Source organism: Pseudomonas sp. DTU_2021_1001937_2_SI_NGA_ILE_001 (assembly GCF_032463525.1).
Classification (GTDB): Bacteria; Pseudomonadota; Gammaproteobacteria; order Pseudomonadales; family Pseudomonadaceae; genus Aquipseudomonas.
Window position 1 is genome coordinate 1,920,150 of record NZ_CP135971.1, and the last position, 17,143, is coordinate 1,937,292.

A 17,143-nucleotide genomic window follows, 5' to 3' on the forward strand; every position below is an offset into this window, starting at 1 on the left:
GTGCCATAAGGCCCGCCTCCCGGCGATCCGCGTCGGTTTTTTGAATGCCTTGAGGTCTCGCCCCTCAATGCACGCAAAAACCTCCGACGAACGGTCGATAATTTTTGAACTTTTCACCCGGGAACTCTGTCTCGTCCGCTCAACCCCGCGCCGTTCGTCGACCTGCTCGCCGATTTTCAGTTGACTGAAATGGTTTGTTACAGGATATTAATAGTTAGCAAGCTACTAATATCTTCACTAACAATGTTCAACCTAACTACCTGCCACCATGCCTGACGAAATCCTCCACCGCGCCATCAGCAGTACGCTGGTCGCCGCCTCGCGGCGCTGGCGACGCCTGTGCCACGCCACGCTGTCCAGCTACGACATCAGCGAAGCCTGTGCCGGGCCGCTGCTGGCCATCGCGCGCCTGGGCGACGGTGTGCATCAGGTCAAGGTGGCGCACGCGGCCGGCATGGAAAGCCCGACCCTGGTGCGCCTGCTCGACCAGTTGTGCAAGGCCGGTATCGTCTGCCGCACCGAAGACCCCAACGATCGCCGCGCCAAGGCGCTGAGTCTCACCGACAAGGGCCGCACGCTGGCCGCGGCCATCGAAAACGAGCTGACCCGCCTGCGTGCCGGGGTGCTGGCCGACATCAGCGCGGCGGAGCTGCAGACCACCTTGCGGGTGCTGCAGGCGTTTGCCGATGCTGTCGACGCCGAGGGAGACGGCGCATGAAGGATTTCCTGGCCGGCTTCCCGCCAGGGCGTGACTGGCTGCACGGCGTACGCACCTTCGCCGCGTCGATGCTGGCGTTGTACATCGCTCTGGTCATGGAAATGCCCCGCCCCTACTGGGCCATGGCCACGGTGTACATCGTCGCCAGCCCGTTCGTGGGGCCGACCAGCTCCAAGGCCCTGTACCGGGCCATGGGCACCCTGGCCGGGGCCTGCGCCTCGGTGCTGCTAGTGCCGCTGTTCGTACAGACACCGATTCTGCTGGCCATTGTCGTGGCGCTGTGGACCGGCACCCTGCTGTTCCTCTCGCTGCACCTGCGCACCGCCAACAGCTACGCGCTGATGCTCGCCGGCTACACCATGCCGCTGATTTCCCTGCCGGCAGTGGACAACCCGCAGGCGGTGTTCGAGATCGCCGTGTCGCGTACCGAAGAGATCTTTCTGGGCATCACCTGTGCAGCGGTGGTGGGCGCGCTGTTCTGGCCCCGGCGCCTGGCGCCGGTGCTGCAGGGCACCGTGGACAAATGGTTCAAGGACGCCAGCCAGTACAGCGCGCAGTTCCTCGCCCGCCGCGTGGACGCCGCCGAAGTGGCCGGCCTGCGCACGGCCATGGCCGCCGGCTTCAACAGCCTGGAACCGATGATCGGCCAGTTGCGCCATGAGGGCGCGCACCGCCAGACCGTGCGCCATGCCCGCGAGCTGCGCGGGCGGATGATCCACTTGCTGCCGGTGATCGACGCCCTGGACGATGCGCTGTGGATCCTCGAACGCCGCCAGCCCGCCGGCATGGCCAGCCTCACGGCGCTGCTGGCGCAGACCCGCGAATGGCTGGAGGCCAGCGACCAGGACACGGGCATGCCGCAGTGGCAGGCGCTGCATGCCGAGCTGCAACGCCTGCAGCCCGATGCCGCAGCGCTGGACGAACGCGACAACCTGCTGCTGTCAAACGCCCTCTACCGGCTGGGCGAGTGGATCGACCTGTGGATGGATTGCCGTACCCTGCAGCAGGCCATCAACGCCGACGACGGCCGCCCCTGGCAAGCGGTGTACCGGCACTGGCGCCTGGGGCGCATCAAGCCCTTCCTGGACCGTGGGCTGATGCTCTATTCGGCCGGTTCGGCCGTGTTGGCGATCATCGTCGCCTCGCTGCTGTGGATCTTCATGGGCTGGCAGGACGGCGCCAGCGCGGTGATTCTCGCCGCCGTGTCGTGCAGCTTCTTCGCAGCCATGGACGACCCCGCGCCGCAGATCTACCGGTTCTTCTTCTGGACCTTGACCTCGGTGGTGCTGGCCAGCCTCTACCTGTTCGTGGTGCTGCCCAGCGTGCATGACTTCCCGATGCTGGTGCTGGCCTTCGCCGTGCCCTTCATCTGCGTGGCCACCCTCAGCGCGCAGCCCCGCTTTTTCCTGCCGACGGTGCTGACGGCAGTCAACACCGCCACTTTCGTCGGTGTGCAGGGCGCCTACGACGCCGATTTCCTGGTGTTCATCAACAACAACCTGGCCGGACCGGCAGGCCTGCTGTTCGCCTTTGTCTGGACGCTGATCATGCGCCCCTTCGGCGTCGAGATGGCCGCCCGGCGCATGACCCGCTTCGGCTGGCGCGACATCGTCAGCCTCTGCGAACCGGCCAGCCTCGCCGAACACCGGCGCTTGGGCGTGCAGATGATCGATCGTCTGATGCAACAGGTGCCACGCCTGGCGCAGACCGCCCAGGACAGCAGCGCACCGCTGCGCGAACTGCGCGTGGCACTGAACCTGCTCGACCTGCTGGCCTGGACCCCGCGCCTGCCCGAAGCCTTGCAGCCAGGCACGCGCCAGGTGGTTGGCGAGGTCGGTGGTTATTTCCGTGCCTGCCTCAAGGCGGGCGAACGCCTGCCCGCGCCCATGGGCCTGCTGCTGACCCTCGACCGCACCCGCCGCACGCTCAACAGCGAAGCGCTGGGGGATGAGCCGGTACGCCTGCACCTGCTGCATGCACTCAGCGGCCTGCGCCTGGCCCTGTTGCCTGGCGTGGAAATCGTCGACATGAACGGCGAACTCATCGAACAACCCATCCACGGCCCGGACGGAGCCCCCGCATGATTGGCGAACTGGACATCAGCGGGATCTTCATTCCCACCTTCCTGGCCCTGATGGGCATTGCCTACCTGCTGTTCCTGGGCATCCACGCGCTGCTGTCGCATACGCATTTCTACCGCCTGGTGTGGCACCGGGCGCTGTTCAACACCGGTCTGTACGTGCTGCTGCTGGCGGCCCTGGACTCCTTCTGCCGATACCTGATGACATGAAAAAGCCGATCCTGACCCTGGGCCGCGTGGTCCTGACCCTGATTGTGGTAGCGCTGGCCGCCGTGCTGGTCTGGCGCATGGTGATGTACTACATGTTCGCGCCCTGGACCCGCGACGGGCACATTCGCGCCGACATCGTGCAGATCGCCCCGGATGTTTCCGGGCTGATCCAGCAGGTGGACGTGCACGACAACCAGAAGGTCAGCAAGGGCCAGGTGCTGTTCACCATCGACCAGGAGCGCTTCCGCCTGGCCCTGCGCCAAGCCCAGGCCACCGTGGCCGAGCGCCAGGAAACCTGGCAGCAGGCACAGCGCGAGAACCGCCGCAACCGCTCGCTGGGCAACCTGGTGTCCCGCGAACAGCTGGAAGAGAGCCAGTCCCGCGAGGCGCGCGCCCTGTCGGCGCTCAACGAAGCCAGGGTGGCGGTGGACGCCGCCCAGCTCAACCTTGACCGCTCGGTGATCCGCAGCCCGGTGGACGGTTACCTCAACGACCGCGCTCCGCGCCCACATGAGTTCGTCAGCGCCGGACGCCCGGTGCTGTCGCTGGTGGACGCTGCGTCTTTCCATATCGACGGCTACTTCGAAGAAACCAAGCTCGACGGCATTCATATCGGCTCCGCGGTTGACATCCGCGTGGTCGGCGACAACGCCCGCCTGACGGGCCATGTGGTGAGCATGGTCGCGGCCATCGAGGACCGCGACCGCAGCAGCGGCACCAACCTGTTGCCCAACGTCAACCCGGCGTTCAGCTGGGTGCGCCTGGCGCAGCGCATCCCGGTGCGCATCGCCTTCGACCAAGTGCCGGCAGACTTCCGCATGATCGCCGGGCGTACTGCGACGGTGTCGATCATCGATGCCCAGGAGCACCGCCAATGATTCGCCCTCTGCCCTGTTTGGCGCTGGGCCTCGGCGCGCTGCTCTCGGCCTGCCAGATGGTCGGCCCGGACTACCAGAAACCCAAGGACGCGGCGATCAACCGCGCGGACCTGCAGGGCGCGCTCGGCCAATCGGCCAACGTGGTTTCCGCACCGGTACCCGACCAGTGGTGGCGGCTGTACCAGGACCCGCGCCTCGACGAGCTGGTACACCAGGCCCTGGCCAGCAATGCTGACCTGCGCGTCGCGGCGGCCAACCTGCAGCGCTCGCGTTACCAGAACGCCGAGGCCGAGGCCGCTGGCGGCTTCAGCGCCGGCGCCAAGGCCGGGGTGCAGCGCCTGCAGGAATCCGGCGAAGCCTTTCTGCTGACCGAGAAAGTCCCGGTGGCCAATGTCGGCGATGTCGGCCTGACCACCTCCTACCAGTTCGATCTGTTCGGCACCCTGCAACGCGGCATCGAGGCGGCGCAGGCCAACGTGGACGCCACCCAGGCCGCCGCCGACACCGCGCGCATCACCGTGGTCGCTGACGTGGTGCGTGCCTATACACAGGTGTGCGCAGCCAACGAGGAGCTGGCCATCGCCCATGAGTCGCTGGACCTGCAACAGCAGAGCGTCAACCTCAACCAGCGCCTGCGCGACGCCGGGCGTGGCGACGAGACCCAGGTGACCCGTTCGCAGACCCAGTTCAAGTCGTTGCGCGCCGAGCTGCCGCGCTATGAAGCCATGCGCCAGGCGGCGCTGTTCCGCCTGTCGATGCTGCTGGCCAAGCCGGTGGCGCAGTTGCCGGCCGGGGTCGCGCAGTGTGCCGAGCTGCCGCACCTGGCCCAGCTGATTCCGGTGGGTGACGGCGCCGCCCTGCTCAAGCGCCGCCCGGACATCCGCCAGGCCGAACGCCACCTGGCCATGGCCACCGCGCAGATCGGCGTGGCCACCGGCGAGCTGTACCCGGACATCAGCATCGGCGCCTCGGTGGCCACCATCGGCCTGGTCGAGAACCTTGGCAAGCCCAGCGCCAACCGCTGGGGCTTCGGCCCGCTGATCAGCTGGACAATTCCCACCAACGGCAGCCGCGCCCGCATCCACCAGGCCGAAGCCTCGGCCCAGGCGGCCCTGGCGCGCTTCGACGGCGTCGTGCTCAATGCCATCCGCGAAACGCAGACCAGCATGGCCCAGTACACCGCCCTGATCGATCGCCGCGATGCCCTGAAGGAAGCCGAGGAATCGGCGCGCATCGCCGCCGACCAGACCCACCGTTTCTACCAGGCGGGGCGCGAGTCCTTCCTCGCCGACCTGCAGGCCACCCGCACCTACACCGAGATGCGCGCGCAACTGGCCGCCGCCAATACCCAGGTGGCCATGGGGCAGATCGACCTGTTCCTGGCACTGGGTGGCGGCTGGCAGCAATGACGCGCCGCGACTGATCGCCCAATGGCTTGTGTCAGGGCCAATACGGGTCCGTGGGAGCGAGCTTGCTCGCGATGGCGGCCTCAAGTTCACTGCACATGTGCTGGCTTTACCGGACTTCTCGCCAGCAGGCTCCAACCGGCAGGGGCAAACTGGCGAAGCTTGCAGCGCTCGCCGGTTTGCCCCAGGCTCTGCCGACTGCATCGCCGAGAGCCCCCATGAGCACCACGCCAAGCCGTCGCCAACGACTGCACCGCATCATCTTCGAAACCGACACCCCGGCCGGTCGGCGCTTCGACCAGGTCCTGCTGCTGGTCATCCTGCTCAGCCTGCTGGTGACCATCGTCGACAGCATCGCGAGCGTGCACCGTGACTACGCCACGCACCTGGCCTGGGTCGAATGGGGCTTCACCGCCGTGTTCGCCGTGGAGTACGCGCTGCGCCTGTACTGCTCGCCCCGGCCGCTGAAATACGCCTTCAGCTTCTACGGGCTGGTCGACCTGCTGGCGATCATCCCCGGCATCCTGGCCATTTACTACAGCGACGCGCAGTACCTGCTGATCGTGCGCATCATCCGCATGCTACGCATCTTCCGGGTCCTCAAGCTCGCCCCCTACCTGCGCCAAGCCCATTACCTGGTCGAGGCACTGCGTGGCAGCAAGCAGAAGATCATCGTGTTCCTAGTCAGCGTCTCGACCCTGGTGACGGTGTTCGGCACCCTGATGTACGTCATCGAAGGTCCCGAGCATGGCTTTACCAGCATTCCCAAGGGCATCTACTGGGCCATCGTCACCCTGACCACCGTGGGCTTCGGCGACATCGTGCCCAAGACCCCGGTGGGCCAGATGCTTTCCTCGCTGGTGATGATCACCGGCTATTCGATCATCGCCGTGCCCACCGGGATCTTCACCGCCGAGCTGGCCAACGCCATGCGCGGCGAGCAGCTGCGCCACGACTGCCCGGTGTGCGCCAAGAACCTCCACGAGCACGGCGCGGCGTTCTGTTCACGCTGCGGCCATGCGCTGTTTCCCAAACGCGACGAACAGGCATAAGCAAATAGTCTTTTGTTCTTTAAAGGCGCGCAGACACCCCGCTATGATCGCGGGCTACAGGCCCTGGGCCGATAACAACGACACAACACTCCGAGCGTCTACCAAGGAATCCCCCGTGAAGAAACTGTTTGCCGCCTCGCTACTGGCCGCTGGCCTGGCCCTGGGCAGCACCGCCCAGGCCGCCCCCCCCCTGCTCAACGTCTCCTACGACGTGATGCGCGACTTCTACAAGGACTACAACGTTGCCTTCCAGAAACACTGGCAGGCCGAGCACCAGGAAAACGTCGCCATCCAGATGTCCTTCGGGGGTTCCAGCAAACAGGCCCGGGCGGTGATCGACGGCCTGCAGGCCGATGTCATCACCATGAACATGGCCACCGACATCAACGCCCTGGCCGACAACGGTGAGCTGGTGCCCAAGGACTGGGTGACGCGCCTGCCGAACAACAGCGCGCCGTTCACCTCCGCCACGGTGTTCATCGTGCGCAAGGGCAACCCCAAGGGTCTGAAGGACTGGCCGGACCTGGTCAAGGACGGCGTGGAAGTCATCGTGCCCAACCCCAAGACCTCGGGGAACGGCCGCTACACCTACCTCTCGGCCTGGGGCTACACCCTGAAGAACGGTGGCGATGAAGCCGCCGCCAGGCAGTTCGTCGGCCAGCTGTTCAAGCACGTTCCGGTGCTGGACACCGGTGGCCGTGGCGCCACCACCACCTTCATGACCAACCAGATCGGCGACGTGCTGGTGACCTTCGAGAACGAAGCGGAAATGATCGCCCGCGAGTTCGGTCGCGATCAGTTCGAAGTGGTGTACCCGAGCGTGTCCGCCGAAGCCGAGCCGCCGGTGAGCGTGGTCGACAAGGTGGTGGACAAGAAAGGCTCGCGGGCCATGGCCGAAGCCTACCTGAAGTACCTGTGGTCGCCGGATGGCCAGGAAATCGCCGCCAACAACTACCTGCGCCCGCGGGACCCGCAGGTGCTGGCCAAGTACAAGGATCGCTTCCCGAAAGTCGACTTCCTCTCCGTGGAGAAGACCTTCGGCGACTGGCGCACCGTACAGAAGACCCACTTCGTCGACGGCGGCGTGTTCGACCAGATCTACCCGGCCAAGTGACCGATCGTGCAGACAACAGAACGGCGACCCTCGGGTCGCCGTTGTGTTTGTGGGTCAGTTGCCGAATGCCCGGCCCAGTCCACCAGGGACGCCATTGACGTCGGTGGCCTGCCAGGGGCCGTCGGGCTGGGTCGACCAGCTCCAGCCGTCATTCCACTGGTAGTAGGTACGCTGGCGGTAGAAGGTGTTGGGCCGGTCTTCCAGCACATAGACACCCAGTTTCTGGTCCCAGTGGCTCTTGCCGCCCGGCGGTGGGGCGAAGCTGGCCGAAGTCTTGGCCGGTTTGGCTGCCGGCCTGGCCGGCTGGCTCGGTTTGGACGGTGTGGCATCCGGTGTGTTGACGCCAGGCAGGCTCTGAATCGGCTCCTGCGTGCGCGGCACATTGGGCGCTTGATGCACCGCACAGGCACTCAGGCTCATGACGGCGGCCAGCAGGGAAGTTCGTGCAAGGTGCCAGGTAATCGCGGACATGTCAGTTTCCTACTGATCAGGACGGTCGATGGTCAGGGTCTGCAAGGCCGTGGTATCGACGGCCAGCGGCTGGCTGCGTCCCAGCCATTCGCCACGGGTCGGTTGCCCGGCACGCGAGACCCGCGCACTGAGTTGGACTTGCGCGAAGTTCGACAGTTTCAGCTGCGGCATCATGGCGTCAGCATCGGACAGCTCCACCTGCACCGGCAGGTCGGCGACCGACAGGCGCCTAACCGCCAGGGGCGCGGGTGGGCCGCCCAGCGCCTGAACGAAGACGAACACGCTGTCGTCGCCGCGCACCTGGTCGCGCACGGCAGCGGCCAGTTCGACACGCACCTTCAGCCGTGGACCGGTGGCGGCGGGTTGTGCGCCGAGATTCTCACGGGCCTTGGCAATGCCGCCCTGCAAGGCGGCACGCGACGGATCGCCTTCCGGCAGCAGGCCCTGCAGGCGCGTCCAGTAGTCCACCGCCTCCTGGTAGCGCCGCCCCTCGAAGGCAGCGATGCCCAGCAGCCCGAGGCTGGTGACTTCGTTGGGATCGGCCTGTAGCGCTTCGTCAGTCAGTGCCCGCACCTGCGCGGTGAAGGTCTTGTTCTCAGCGAAGTACAGCGCCTGCGCCCACTGGCCAAGCAGTTCCGGCGGCCGGCCGGACAGTTGCGCGGCACGCTCGAACTGCCGCGCCGCGTCGGCCGGGCGCTGTTCGGCCATATAGGCACGACCCAGGAAATACACGCCCTCCGCCGAGTCGGGCTGGGCCTCTACGGTGCGCTCCAGGCGGCGGGTCATCTCTTCAAGGGAGGCTGGCGGCGCGGCGAACTCGCGGGCCAGTTCGACCCGTGCGCTGGCGCCGTAGTGCAGGTACAGGCCCAGCGCCAGCAAGGGCACCAGCAGCGCCGCCAACAGCGGCACGCGCCTGCCAAGCTGGCGCGATACCCGTCCCGGCTGCACAGCCTCGGTGTCAGCCAGCAGTTCACGCGCCGCCTCGGCGCGGGCAGTATCCAGTTGCGCTTCGCTGAGTGTCCCTGCCTCACGCTGGGTCTGCATTTCGCTCAGGCGCTCCTCGTACAGCGCCACGTTCAGCGCCGTACGCGGCGGGGCTTCGGCGCTCGGCCGGTGACGCAGTACGGGAATCAGCAGAAAACTTGCGGCCACCAGCAACAGCAGGCCTACGGCCATCCAGAAATCGATCATTCGCGGTTGTTGTCCAGAAGGTGGGCGAGGCGCTTGCGCTCCTCGTCGGAAAGGCCTTGCTCAGTGCCAGCGAGGGCCGGACGGCGGCGCACGATGACCAGGATCACCCCGACACCGACCAGCAACAGCACGCCGGGGCCGAACCACAGCAGCCAGGTGCGCGCCGTCAGGGCCGGCTTGTAGCGCACGAACTCGCCGTAGCGGTCGACCATGTAGTCGACGATCTCGCGATTGCTGCGTCCCTCTTCCAGCAGCCGATAGATTTCCTTGCGCAGGTCGGCAGCGATGGGCGCGTTGGAGTCGGCGATGTCCTGGTTCTGGCACTTGGGGCAGCGCAGCTCGGTGGTCAGCTCGGCATAGCGAGCACGCTCGGCCTCGTCGCGAAAGTTGTGCGCCTCGATGGCCGCCAGGGCCGTGCCGCTCAGGCCCAGGCTCAACAGCGCCATTGCCAGCCAACGCTTCATGGGCGTGCCTCGTCGACCAGTGCCTGGTACCGGCTGGCCAGTTGCTCGCGCCACACCTGGTCGTCGATGACCCCGACGAACTTGTGGCGGATGATGCCGCGGCTGTCGATCAGAAAGGTCTCCGGCGCACCGTACACCCCCAGGTTCAGGCCCAGGCTGCCGTCGTCATCGCGCAGGTTGAGCTGGTAAGGATTGTGGAAGTCCTTCAGCCACTTCAGGGCCTCGGCGTTGTTGTCCTTGTAGTTGATACCGTGGATCACCACCCCCTGCTCGGCCAGGCGGTTGAGCACCGGGTGTTCGACACGGCAGGCCACGCACCAGGTGGCCCAGACATTGACCAGCGCCGGGCGGCCCAGCAGGTCGGCGCGGGTAATGGTCTTGCCGGTGGTGACCTCACGCAGGCTGAATTCCGGCAAGGGCTTGCCGATCAATGCCGACGGCAACGCGGCGGGGTCGAGGAACAGGCCACGCAGCAACAGCGCCGCCAGGGCCAGGAAGGCCAGCAGCGGCAGCAACAGGATCCAGCGTTTCATGACAGGGCTCCAGCAGGGTCGAGGGTCTGGCGGACCTTCTGGCTCACCTTGAGGCGGTAGCGGCGGTCCAGCACTGCCAGCGCGCCACCCAGAGCGGTGAGCAGACCGCCCAGCCAGATCCAGCGCACGAAGGGTTTGACGTGTACGCGTACCGCCCAGGCACCGTTGTCCAGCGGTTCGCCCAGGGCGACGTAGAGGTCACGGGTGAAGCCGGCGTCGATACCGGCCTCGGTCATCATCGACTGCTGCACGGTGTACAGGCGCTTTTCAGGATGCAGCACGCTGACCGGCCGGTCGCCGCGCCAGACGCGGACCGTCGCGCGATCAGAGACGAAGTTCGGTCCTTCATGATGCCTGGCACCCTCGAATTCGAAGCGGTAGCCGCCCAGCTCGGTACTCTGCCCCGGTGCCAGGCGCAGGTCGCGCTCGACGCTGTGCTGGCTGGACAACACCACGCCCAGGGCGCAGACCACCAGCCCGATGTGCGCCAGCTGCATGCCCCAGTAGCTGCGGCCCAGGCTGCGCAAGCCGCGCCACAGGCCCTTGTGGCGAGTCTTGTCGAACAGGTCGCGCAGCGCACCGAACACCACCCAGGCGGCCAGCAGCAGGATCGCCAGTACCGCCCACTGACCCTCGCCGAGCAGCAGCCAGAACAGCCCGGCCACGCCCCCGCTGGCGATCAGCACCGGCGTCAGCATGCCCAGCAGCCAGCGCAGCGGGGTGTCTTTCCAGCGCACCAGCACTCCGACGCTGAGCACCACCAGCAGCAAGGCCATCAGCGGTACGAACAGGCTGTTGAAGTACGGCGGTCCCACCGACATCTTGGCGCCGCTCAAGGCATCGACCACCAGCGGGTACAAGGTGCCGAGCAGAATCATCGAGGCCGCCACCACCAGCAGCAGGTTGTTGGTCAGCAGCAGGGTTTCCCGCGACCACAGGCCAAAACTCACCTGGCTCTTGACCACCGGGGCGCGCAACGCGAACAGGGTCAGCGAACCGCCCACCACCAGCAGCAGGAACGCCAGGATGAACACCCCGCGCGCCGGGTCGGAGGCGAAGGCGTGCACCGAGGTCAGCACCCCGGAGCGCACCAGGAAAGTTCCCAGCAGGCTCAGGGAAAACGCCGCGATGGCCAGCAGCACGGTCCAGCTCTTGAACACCCCGCGCTTCTCGGTCACGGCCAGCGAGTGAATCAGCGCCGTGCCGACCAGCCAGGGCATGAACGAGGCATTCTCCACCGGGTCCCAGAACCACCAGCCGCCCCAGCCCAGTTCGTAGTAGGCCCACCAGGAACCCAGGGTGATGCCGACGCCGAGAAACGCCCAGGCCACCAGGGTCCAGGGCCGCGACCAGCGCGCCCAGGCGGCGTCCAGGCGCCCGCCCAGCAATGCCGCGATGGCGAAGGCGAAGGCGACGGAGAAGCCCACGTAGCCCATGTACAGCATGGGTGGGTGGACGATCAGGCCGATGTCCTGCAGCAACGGGTTGAGGTCGCGCCCGTTGGCCGGGGTCTGCGGCAGAATGCGCAGAAAGGGGTTGGAGGTGAGGATCAGGAACGACAGGAAGCCCACGCTGATCATGCCCATCACCGCCAGCACCCGGGCCAGCATTTCGCGCGGCAGCTGGCGTGACAGCACCGACACCGCGAAGGTCCAGCCGCCGAGGATCAGCGCCCAGAGCAGCAGCGAGCCTTCATGGGCCCCCCATACGGCACTGAACTTGTAGTACCAGGGCAAGGCGCTGTTGGAGTTCTGTGCAACATAGGCCACCGAGAAGTCGTCGCTCATGAAGGCCTGGGTCAGGCAGGCGAAGGCGAACACCAGAAAAGCGAACTGGCCCCAGGCCGCCGGACGGCCCAGGTCCATCCACAGCACATCGCCGCGCCAGGCGCCGATCAGCGGGACGCAGGCCTGCACCAGGGCGAAACACAGGGCCAGGATCATGGCCAGATGGCCGAGTTCAGGAATCATCGTTCAGCCCTTCCCGCCAGGTGCCGGCGCCTGGCCTTCGCTCAACCGGCCGCTGTCCTTGAGTGCCTTGCTGACTTCAGGCGGCATGTACTTTTCGTCGTGCTTGGCCAGCACTTCGTCGGCGACCACCACACCATCGGCACCGAGACGGCCCAAGGCGACGATGCCCTGCCCTTCGCGGAACAGGTCGGGCAGGATGCCGCGATAGCGGATGGTCACCGAACGGTTGAAATCGGTGACCACGAAGCGTACGTCCAGCGAGTCGCCAGAGCGCTGCAGCGAGCCCTGCTGGACCATGCCGCCGGCACGGATGCGGGTATCGAGCGGCGCTTCGCCGTTGGCGATCTGCGTCGGTGTGTAGAACAGGTTGAGGTTTTCCTGCAGGGCGCTCAGGGCCAGGCCCAGGGCCACGCCGATACCGGCAAGCAGGGCGAAGATCAGCAGCAGGCGCTTCTTGCGCTGTGGATTCATGGCTGGCTCTCCCGACGCAGGCGGCGCGCCTGGTCTTGCAGATAACGGCGCCGTGCCAGCCACGGCAGGGCGAGATTGACGATCATCACCAGGCCGAACAGGCCATAAGCCGACCAGACGAACAGCCCGTGGCGGCCCATGGCCAGGAAGTCGGCGAAGGAATCGAAGCTCACGGGCGCACCTCCCCAGGGGTTGGTCGGCCCAGCTGACGCAGCACTTCATCCTGCGCCCAGCGGGTACGTGCCTCGCGGCGCAGCACTTCCAGGCGCATGCGCATCAGCAGCACCATGGCGAAGAAGGCATAGAACCCCAGGGCGGTAAACAGCAGCGGCAGCCACATCTCGGCGGGCATCGCCGGTTTTTCGGTCAGGGAAAAGGTCGCGCCCTGGTGCAGGGTATTCCACCACTGCACCGAGTACTTGATGATCGGGATGTTCACCACCCCGACGATGGCCAGCACCGCGCAGGCCCTGGCCGCGCTGTCGCGGTTGCCGATGGCGTTGCCCAGGGCAATCAGCCCCAGGTAGAGGAACAGCAGGATCAGCATCGAGGTCAGGCGCGCGTCCCACACCCACCAGGAGCCCCAGGTCGGCTTGCCCCAGATAGCCCCGGTGAGCAGGGCCAGGGCGGTCATCCAGGCACCGATGGGCGCTGCGCACTGCAGGGCGACGTCGGCCAGCTTCATCCGCCACACCAGCCCGACCACGCCACACACCGCGAGCATCACATAGCAGGATTGCGCGAGCATGGCGCTGGGCACGTGGATGTAGATGATCCGGAAGCTGTTGCCCTGCTGGTAGTCCGGCGGCGCGAAGGCCAGGCCCCAGACCACGCCGATGCTCAGGGCCAGGGCCGCGAAGAGCGCCAGCCAGGGCAGCCAGCGACCGCTGATCGTGTAGAAGCTTTTGGGCGAGCCCAGCCGGTGAAACCAGGCCCAACGGGTGCTGCTATTCATTGCACTGCCTTATTGGTGTACGTAAGCGAGCGCGGCCGGCCATGCGGCATCGCGACCTCGATCATTCCGCGACGCTGATCTTCAGCCCTTCGGCGATGGCGAAGGGGGTCAGGGTCAGCGCCAGTGCTGCCAGGCTGGCCAGCCACAGCAGGTAACCCGTCGCCGGCATGCCCTGCAGCGCGGCCTGCAGTGCACCGCTGCCGAGGATCAGCACCGGGATATACAGCGGCAGGATCAACAGCGCCAGCAACAGGCCACCGCGCTTCAGGCCGACGGTCAGCGCCGCCCCCACCGCCCCGAGCAGGCTCAGCACCGGCGTACCCAGCAGCAGCGAGGCCACCAGCACGCCGAGGCACTCGCCCGGCAGCCCGAGCATCAGCGCCAGCACGGGCGCCATCAGCACCAGCGCCAGGCCGGAGAACAGCCAGTGTGCCAGCACCTTGGCCAGAACCATAAGCGCCAAGGGGTGCGGCGAAAGGACCCACTGCTCCAGCGAACCGTCCTCGAAGTCGCTGCGAAACAGACCATCGAGCGACAGCAGTACCGCCAGCAATGCCGCCACCCACACCAGTCCGGGCGCCAGGGTGCGCAGCAGGCCGGCTTCAGGGCCGACCGCCAGGGGGAACAGAGCAATCACGATAGCGAAAAAAACCAGCGGGTTGAGCAGCTCCGCCGGACGGCGACTCAGCAGGCGCAGCTCGCGCAGCAGCAACAGGGTAAAGGCGTGGGTCATGTGCGGCCCTGCCCCAGGTCAAGATTACGGTAACCAGACGGCTTGCCGCCCAGGCTGTGATGGGTCGTCAGGACCACCAGGCCGCCCTGCTCGCAGTGCCTGGCCAGATGCGCTTCCAGTTGCGTGACGGCGTGGCTGTCCAGGGCCGTGAACGGCTCATCCAGAACCCAGACCGACGGCCCCGGCAGATACAGGCGCGCCAGGGCGACGCGGCGTTGCTGGCCGGCCGACAGGCTGTGACAAGGCACGTCTTCGAAGCCTCGCAGGCCGACCTGCTCGAGGGCCTGCCATAAGGTCTCGGCTGCCACCGGTTGGTGCAGCGCACAGAGCCAGACGAGATTTTCCAGGGGGGTCAGGACATCCTTGATGCCCGGCGCGTGGCCGATCCACAACAGTTGGCGGGCCAACGCCGCGCGCTGGCCCGCCAACGGCTGGCCGCCCAGACGCACCTCGCCGGCCGTTGGACGCATCAACCCGCACAGCAGGCGCAGCAGGCTGGTCTTGCCGCTGCCGTTCGGCCCGCTGACCTGCAGCATGTCGCCGCCTTGCAGGTGCAGGTCCAGGTTGTCGAACAGCAGACGGGCGTCGCGTTCGCAGCCCAGCCCGATGGCTTGCAGGTCCAGCTTCATCGACCTTCCCGGTTAATGGTGGGTTCAAGTCGACCTTGCAACGGCCGTTACACTGATGCAACGTGATTGCAAGGTCGGAAAAAAAGCGTCGCATTATACATGGACGCCCAGCTCCAGAGCGCTCCAATCAACGGGTTACAGCTCAATGACAGGTGACATCGCCAACGTTCCAGCGGCCAATCCGGCCCTCATCCAGGCCCGCGCCAGCCTGGCCGCCAATCAGGTACTGACGCTGTTCAATGCCATGGCCGAGCTGATTCCCCCCGGCGAAAACGCCAAGGCCGAAGTCGTGGCCCTCAAGCAGGTCGGCCAGCAGTTCGAACTGTTGCTGCGGGTGCTGCTCGCCAATGGCAGCCAGGTCAGCGTGCAGGCCACCAGCGACCAGCCACTGACGCCCGGCACCCGGCTGCTGGTGACGCAATCTTCGCCCATCGAACTGAACCTGAGCCTGCAACAGATCAATAACGCGGCGAATAACCTCAAGACCGAACTGGATCTGCGCCAGGTCCCGGTGGGCACCCTGCTGCAGGCCAAGGTCTTGACCAACCAGGCCATCGACAAGGCCACCGGCCAGGTCATCGCCCAGCCGCAGGGCGCTGCGGCGGCGCTGCCGGCCACGGTGGCCTATCGCTCAATCATTATCTTGCTCAACACCGCGCTGGCCGGGACCAGCCTGAGCCTGGAAAGCCCGGCGCCACTGGTGCCTGGCAGTCTGCTCAGCGCCCGCGTGCAGGACAGCCAGGCGCTGAGTTTCGTGCCCCTGCCCGGCCGTCTGGATCAGCTCGCGGTGAGCCAGCAGTTGGCCGCCCAGCAGAGCCGCCAAGGATCCCTGGAGAGCCTGTTCAAGGCCCTGCAGGACCTGCCGCGTACCCAGGCGAACCTGCCCCCCGCCGTGCAAACCAGAATCGACACCCTTCTGGCCGAGCTGCCGCCCCTGCGCCAGCTGACCAGCCCACAGGGGCTGGCCCAGGCGTTGAATGCCAGTGGGATGTTCATGGAGTCGCGGCTGCTGGCCGGCCAGGATATGGCGCAGCTCCCGGACCTCAAGGCCGGCCTGCTGCGCCTGGTGGCACAACTGCTGCCGCCTGGCGTGCCCGCCAATGTCGCCTACGGCGCCGCCGCAGCCAGCAATACCCTGGTGCGCGCCATGCCCAGCGCGATCCGCAATGCCCTGGGCACTCTGGGCCAGGTGGCGCCACGGCCCGAGCAGCTCAGTTTCCCCCTGCCCGCCCGGGATGTCGCCGCCGGGGTGGACAAGGACGACCTGGAACTGCTGTTGAAACTGGCCGCCGCCGCCGTATCGCGTATCCAGAGCCATCAGCTTGGCGCGCTGGAACAGACCCGCAGCAATGCCGACGGCACCCAGGTCACCACCTGGCAGACCGAAGTGCCAACCCGTAACGCCCACGAAGTGGTGCCGCTGCAAGTCAAGATCCAGCGCGAAGACCCGCCGCCCGAAGAAGACCCGCGCCAGGCTGGCGAGGACCGCTCTGCCCAGGCCCGGGAGCCGTTGTGGAACATCGACCTGGCCTTCGACCTGGAACCGCTGGGACCGCTGCAGGTGCATGCGCGGCTGGTGCGCGGCACGCTGTCCAGCCAGCTCTGGGCACAGCGCGAAAGCAGCGCGCAGCTGATCGAACAGGAACTGGGGCACTTGCGCGACCGCCTGGTGGCCTGCGGGCTGACGGTTGGCGACCTGAGCTGCTCGCACGGCGCTGCTCCACAAGGACCGCGCACCCAACTCGAACAACGCTGGATCGACGAGAACGCCTGATGAGCCATGCCGACCTGACCGCGCCCCGCCAGGCGATCGCCCTCACCTATGATGGCGAGCAGGCACCGACCCTGAGCGCCAAAGGCGAAGACCGAATCGCCGAGGAGATCCTCGGCATCGCCCGGGAACATGAAGTGCCGATCTACGAGAACGCCGAGCTGGTCAAGTTGCTGGCGCGGCTGGAACTGGGTGACAGCATCCCCCAGGAGCTGTACCGCAGCATCGCCGAGATCATCGCCTTCGCCTGGCACCTGAAGGGCAAATACCCGGTGGGCATGGGCCCGGATGATCCGCCTATCGAGAAGGACATCACGCCGAAAAGCTGAAGGTGCTCAGCCGCTAGGCGATTGAGCGACCGGGGAGTGTTGCAGGGTACTGGTAGGACAGGCTTCAGCCGGGAACCCTCTGAGCGAAGATGGGCTTTGACCGCACTACTTGTGGCTGGGTGGGAGCGGCTTTAGCCGCGAAAGCGCCAGGAAATTCACTGCATTTGC

Annotated in this window: 19 protein-coding genes; 9 read left to right on the forward strand and 10 right to left on the reverse strand. The window is 66.5% G+C overall.

Going from position 1 to position 17,143, the window contains the following annotated elements; all coding sequences use genetic code 11:
• The first annotated feature begins 268 nt into the window (after window positions 1-268).
• From RRX38_RS07970 to RRX38_RS08000, 7 genes are all read left to right on the forward strand, one after another.
• Window positions 269-718 (forward strand): MarR family winged helix-turn-helix transcriptional regulator, encoded by a 450-nt coding sequence (locus RRX38_RS07970; RefSeq protein WP_295472456.1) that lies wholly within the window; start codon window positions 269-271, stop codon window positions 716-718.
• The gene (locus tag RRX38_RS07975) at window positions 715-2,802 is read left to right on the forward strand and encodes an FUSC family protein (protein ID WP_295472458.1); all 2,088 of its coding nucleotides are present in this window, start codon (window positions 715-717) and stop codon (window positions 2,800-2,802) included. Before RRX38_RS07970 ends, RRX38_RS07975 begins: the two co-directional genes overlap by 4 nt.
• A complete protein-coding gene (locus RRX38_RS07980; RefSeq protein ID WP_295472460.1) occupies window positions 2,799-3,008 on the forward strand; it encodes a DUF1656 domain-containing protein in 210 nt (69 codons plus the stop codon). The genes RRX38_RS07975 and RRX38_RS07980 overlap by 4 nt, the downstream gene beginning before the upstream one ends.
• Window positions 3,005-3,886, forward strand: coding sequence for an efflux RND transporter periplasmic adaptor subunit (locus tag RRX38_RS07985; protein WP_315962154.1), 882 nt, complete (start codon window positions 3,005-3,007; stop codon window positions 3,884-3,886). Before RRX38_RS07980 ends, RRX38_RS07985 begins: the two co-directional genes overlap by 4 nt.
• Window positions 3,883-5,295 carry an efflux transporter outer membrane subunit gene (locus tag RRX38_RS07990; RefSeq protein ID WP_315962155.1) on the forward strand — a complete coding sequence of 471 codons (1,413 nt, stop codon included), beginning with the start codon at window positions 3,883-3,885 and terminating at the stop codon, window positions 5,293-5,295. Before RRX38_RS07985 ends, RRX38_RS07990 begins: the two co-directional genes overlap by 4 nt.
• A gap of 215 nt (window positions 5,296-5,510) precedes the next feature.
• Window positions 5,511-6,344: an ion transporter gene (locus RRX38_RS07995; protein ID WP_295472466.1), complete on the forward strand. Its 834-nt coding sequence runs from the start codon at window positions 5,511-5,513 to the stop codon at window positions 6,342-6,344.
• A 115-nt stretch (window positions 6,345-6,459) separates the two neighbouring features.
• On the forward strand, window positions 6,460-7,458 hold the full coding sequence (locus RRX38_RS08000) for a sulfate ABC transporter substrate-binding protein (RefSeq protein WP_315962156.1): 999 nt from the start codon (window positions 6,460-6,462) through the stop codon (window positions 7,456-7,458).
• Between the two features lie 54 nt (window positions 7,459-7,512).
• Here the strand turns inward: RRX38_RS08000 and RRX38_RS08005 are convergent, their stop codons facing one another.
• The 10 genes from RRX38_RS08005 to ccmA form a co-directional block, all read right to left on the reverse strand.
• Complete coding sequence (locus RRX38_RS08005; protein ID WP_295472469.1) at window positions 7,513-7,929, reverse strand: hypothetical protein; 417 nt, start codon at window positions 7,927-7,929, stop codon at window positions 7,513-7,515.
• Between the two features lie 9 nt (window positions 7,930-7,938).
• Window positions 7,939-9,120 carry a c-type cytochrome biogenesis protein CcmI gene (gene ccmI, locus RRX38_RS08010; RefSeq protein ID WP_315962157.1) on the reverse strand — a complete coding sequence of 394 codons (1,182 nt, stop codon included), beginning with the start codon at window positions 9,118-9,120 and terminating at the stop codon, window positions 7,939-7,941.
• Window positions 9,117-9,584: a cytochrome c-type biogenesis protein gene (locus RRX38_RS08015; RefSeq protein ID WP_315962158.1), complete on the reverse strand. Its 468-nt coding sequence runs from the start codon at window positions 9,582-9,584 to the stop codon at window positions 9,117-9,119. Before RRX38_RS08015 ends, ccmI begins: the two co-directional genes overlap by 4 nt.
• Window positions 9,581-10,117 (reverse strand): DsbE family thiol:disulfide interchange protein, encoded by a 537-nt coding sequence (locus RRX38_RS08020; RefSeq protein ID WP_295472474.1) that lies wholly within the window; start codon window positions 10,115-10,117, stop codon window positions 9,581-9,583. The genes RRX38_RS08015 and RRX38_RS08020 overlap by 4 nt, the downstream gene beginning before the upstream one ends.
• The gene (locus RRX38_RS08025; protein ID WP_315962159.1) at window positions 10,114-12,087 is read right to left on the reverse strand and encodes a heme lyase CcmF/NrfE family subunit; all 1,974 of its coding nucleotides are present in this window, start codon (window positions 12,085-12,087) and stop codon (window positions 10,114-10,116) included. The genes RRX38_RS08020 and RRX38_RS08025 overlap by 4 nt, the downstream gene beginning before the upstream one ends.
• A 3-nt stretch (window positions 12,088-12,090) precedes the next feature.
• Window positions 12,091-12,558 (reverse strand): cytochrome c maturation protein CcmE, encoded by a 468-nt coding sequence (ccmE, locus tag RRX38_RS08030; protein ID WP_315962160.1) that lies wholly within the window; start codon window positions 12,556-12,558, stop codon window positions 12,091-12,093.
• On the reverse strand, window positions 12,555-12,731 hold the full coding sequence (ccmD, locus tag RRX38_RS08035) for a heme exporter protein CcmD (RefSeq protein ID WP_295472479.1): 177 nt from the start codon (window positions 12,729-12,731) through the stop codon (window positions 12,555-12,557). The genes ccmE and ccmD overlap by 4 nt, the downstream gene beginning before the upstream one ends.
• Window positions 12,728-13,513 carry a heme ABC transporter permease gene (locus tag RRX38_RS08040; RefSeq protein ID WP_315962161.1) on the reverse strand — a complete coding sequence of 262 codons (786 nt, stop codon included), beginning with the start codon at window positions 13,511-13,513 and terminating at the stop codon, window positions 12,728-12,730. Before RRX38_RS08040 ends, ccmD begins: the two co-directional genes overlap by 4 nt.
• A gap of 61 nt (window positions 13,514-13,574) precedes the next feature.
• Complete coding sequence (ccmB, locus tag RRX38_RS08045; RefSeq protein WP_295472483.1) at window positions 13,575-14,246, reverse strand: heme exporter protein CcmB; 672 nt, start codon at window positions 14,244-14,246, stop codon at window positions 13,575-13,577.
• Window positions 14,243-14,875, reverse strand: a complete 633-nt coding sequence (ccmA, locus tag RRX38_RS08050) for a cytochrome c biogenesis heme-transporting ATPase CcmA (RefSeq protein WP_315962162.1) — start codon at window positions 14,873-14,875, stop codon at window positions 14,243-14,245. The genes ccmB and ccmA overlap by 4 nt, the downstream gene beginning before the upstream one ends.
• Window positions 14,876-15,020: 145 nt before the next feature.
• Here ccmA and RRX38_RS08055 point away from each other — a divergent pair, with 145 nt between their 5' ends.
• Complete coding sequence (locus RRX38_RS08055; protein WP_315962163.1) at window positions 15,021-16,649, forward strand: flagellar hook-length control protein FliK; 1,629 nt, start codon at window positions 15,021-15,023, stop codon at window positions 16,647-16,649.
• Entirely contained in the window at window positions 16,649-16,975 is a 327-nt protein-coding gene (locus RRX38_RS08060; protein WP_315962164.1) for an EscU/YscU/HrcU family type III secretion system export apparatus switch protein, read from the forward strand. The genes RRX38_RS08055 and RRX38_RS08060 overlap by 1 nt, the downstream gene beginning before the upstream one ends.
• Window positions 16,976-17,143: the final 168 nt, after the last annotated feature.

Coding starts and splice junctions, on each gene's coding strand:
- RRX38_RS07970 (WP_295472456.1), top strand. CDS start 269: ATGCCTGACGAAATCCTCCACCGCGCCATCAGCAGTACGCTGGTCGCC.
- RRX38_RS08020 (WP_295472474.1), bottom strand. CDS start 10,117: ATGAAACGCTGGATCCTGTTGCTGCCGCTGCTGGCCTTCCTGGCCCTG.
- RRX38_RS08015 (WP_315962158.1), bottom strand. CDS start 9,584: ATGAAGCGTTGGCTGGCAATGGCGCTGTTGAGCCTGGGCCTGAGCGGC.
- RRX38_RS07995 (WP_295472466.1), top strand. CDS start 5,511: ATGAGCACCACGCCAAGCCGTCGCCAACGACTGCACCGCATCATCTTC.
- ccmE (WP_315962160.1), bottom strand. CDS start 12,558: ATGAATCCACAGCGCAAGAAGCGCCTGCTGCTGATCTTCGCCCTGCTT.
- ccmI (WP_315962157.1), bottom strand. CDS start 9,120: ATGATCGATTTCTGGATGGCCGTAGGCCTGCTGTTGCTGGTGGCCGCA.
- ccmA (WP_315962162.1), bottom strand. CDS start 14,875: ATGAAGCTGGACCTGCAAGCCATCGGGCTGGGCTGCGAACGCGACGCC.
- RRX38_RS08025 (WP_315962159.1), bottom strand. CDS start 12,087: ATGATTCCTGAACTCGGCCATCTGGCCATGATCCTGGCCCTGTGTTTC.
- RRX38_RS08005 (WP_295472469.1), bottom strand. CDS start 7,929: ATGTCCGCGATTACCTGGCACCTTGCACGAACTTCCCTGCTGGCCGCC.
- RRX38_RS07990 (WP_315962155.1), top strand. CDS start 3,883: ATGATTCGCCCTCTGCCCTGTTTGGCGCTGGGCCTCGGCGCGCTGCTC.
- RRX38_RS08060 (WP_315962164.1), top strand. CDS start 16,649: ATGAGCCATGCCGACCTGACCGCGCCCCGCCAGGCGATCGCCCTCACC.
- RRX38_RS07980 (WP_295472460.1), top strand. CDS start 2,799: ATGATTGGCGAACTGGACATCAGCGGGATCTTCATTCCCACCTTCCTG.
- RRX38_RS08055 (WP_315962163.1), top strand. CDS start 15,021: ATGACAGGTGACATCGCCAACGTTCCAGCGGCCAATCCGGCCCTCATC.
- RRX38_RS07975 (WP_295472458.1), top strand. CDS start 715: ATGAAGGATTTCCTGGCCGGCTTCCCGCCAGGGCGTGACTGGCTGCAC.
- ccmB (WP_295472483.1), bottom strand. CDS start 14,246: ATGACCCACGCCTTTACCCTGTTGCTGCTGCGCGAGCTGCGCCTGCTG.
- RRX38_RS07985 (WP_315962154.1), top strand. CDS start 3,005: ATGAAAAAGCCGATCCTGACCCTGGGCCGCGTGGTCCTGACCCTGATT.
- RRX38_RS08040 (WP_315962161.1), bottom strand. CDS start 13,513: ATGAATAGCAGCACCCGTTGGGCCTGGTTTCACCGGCTGGGCTCGCCC.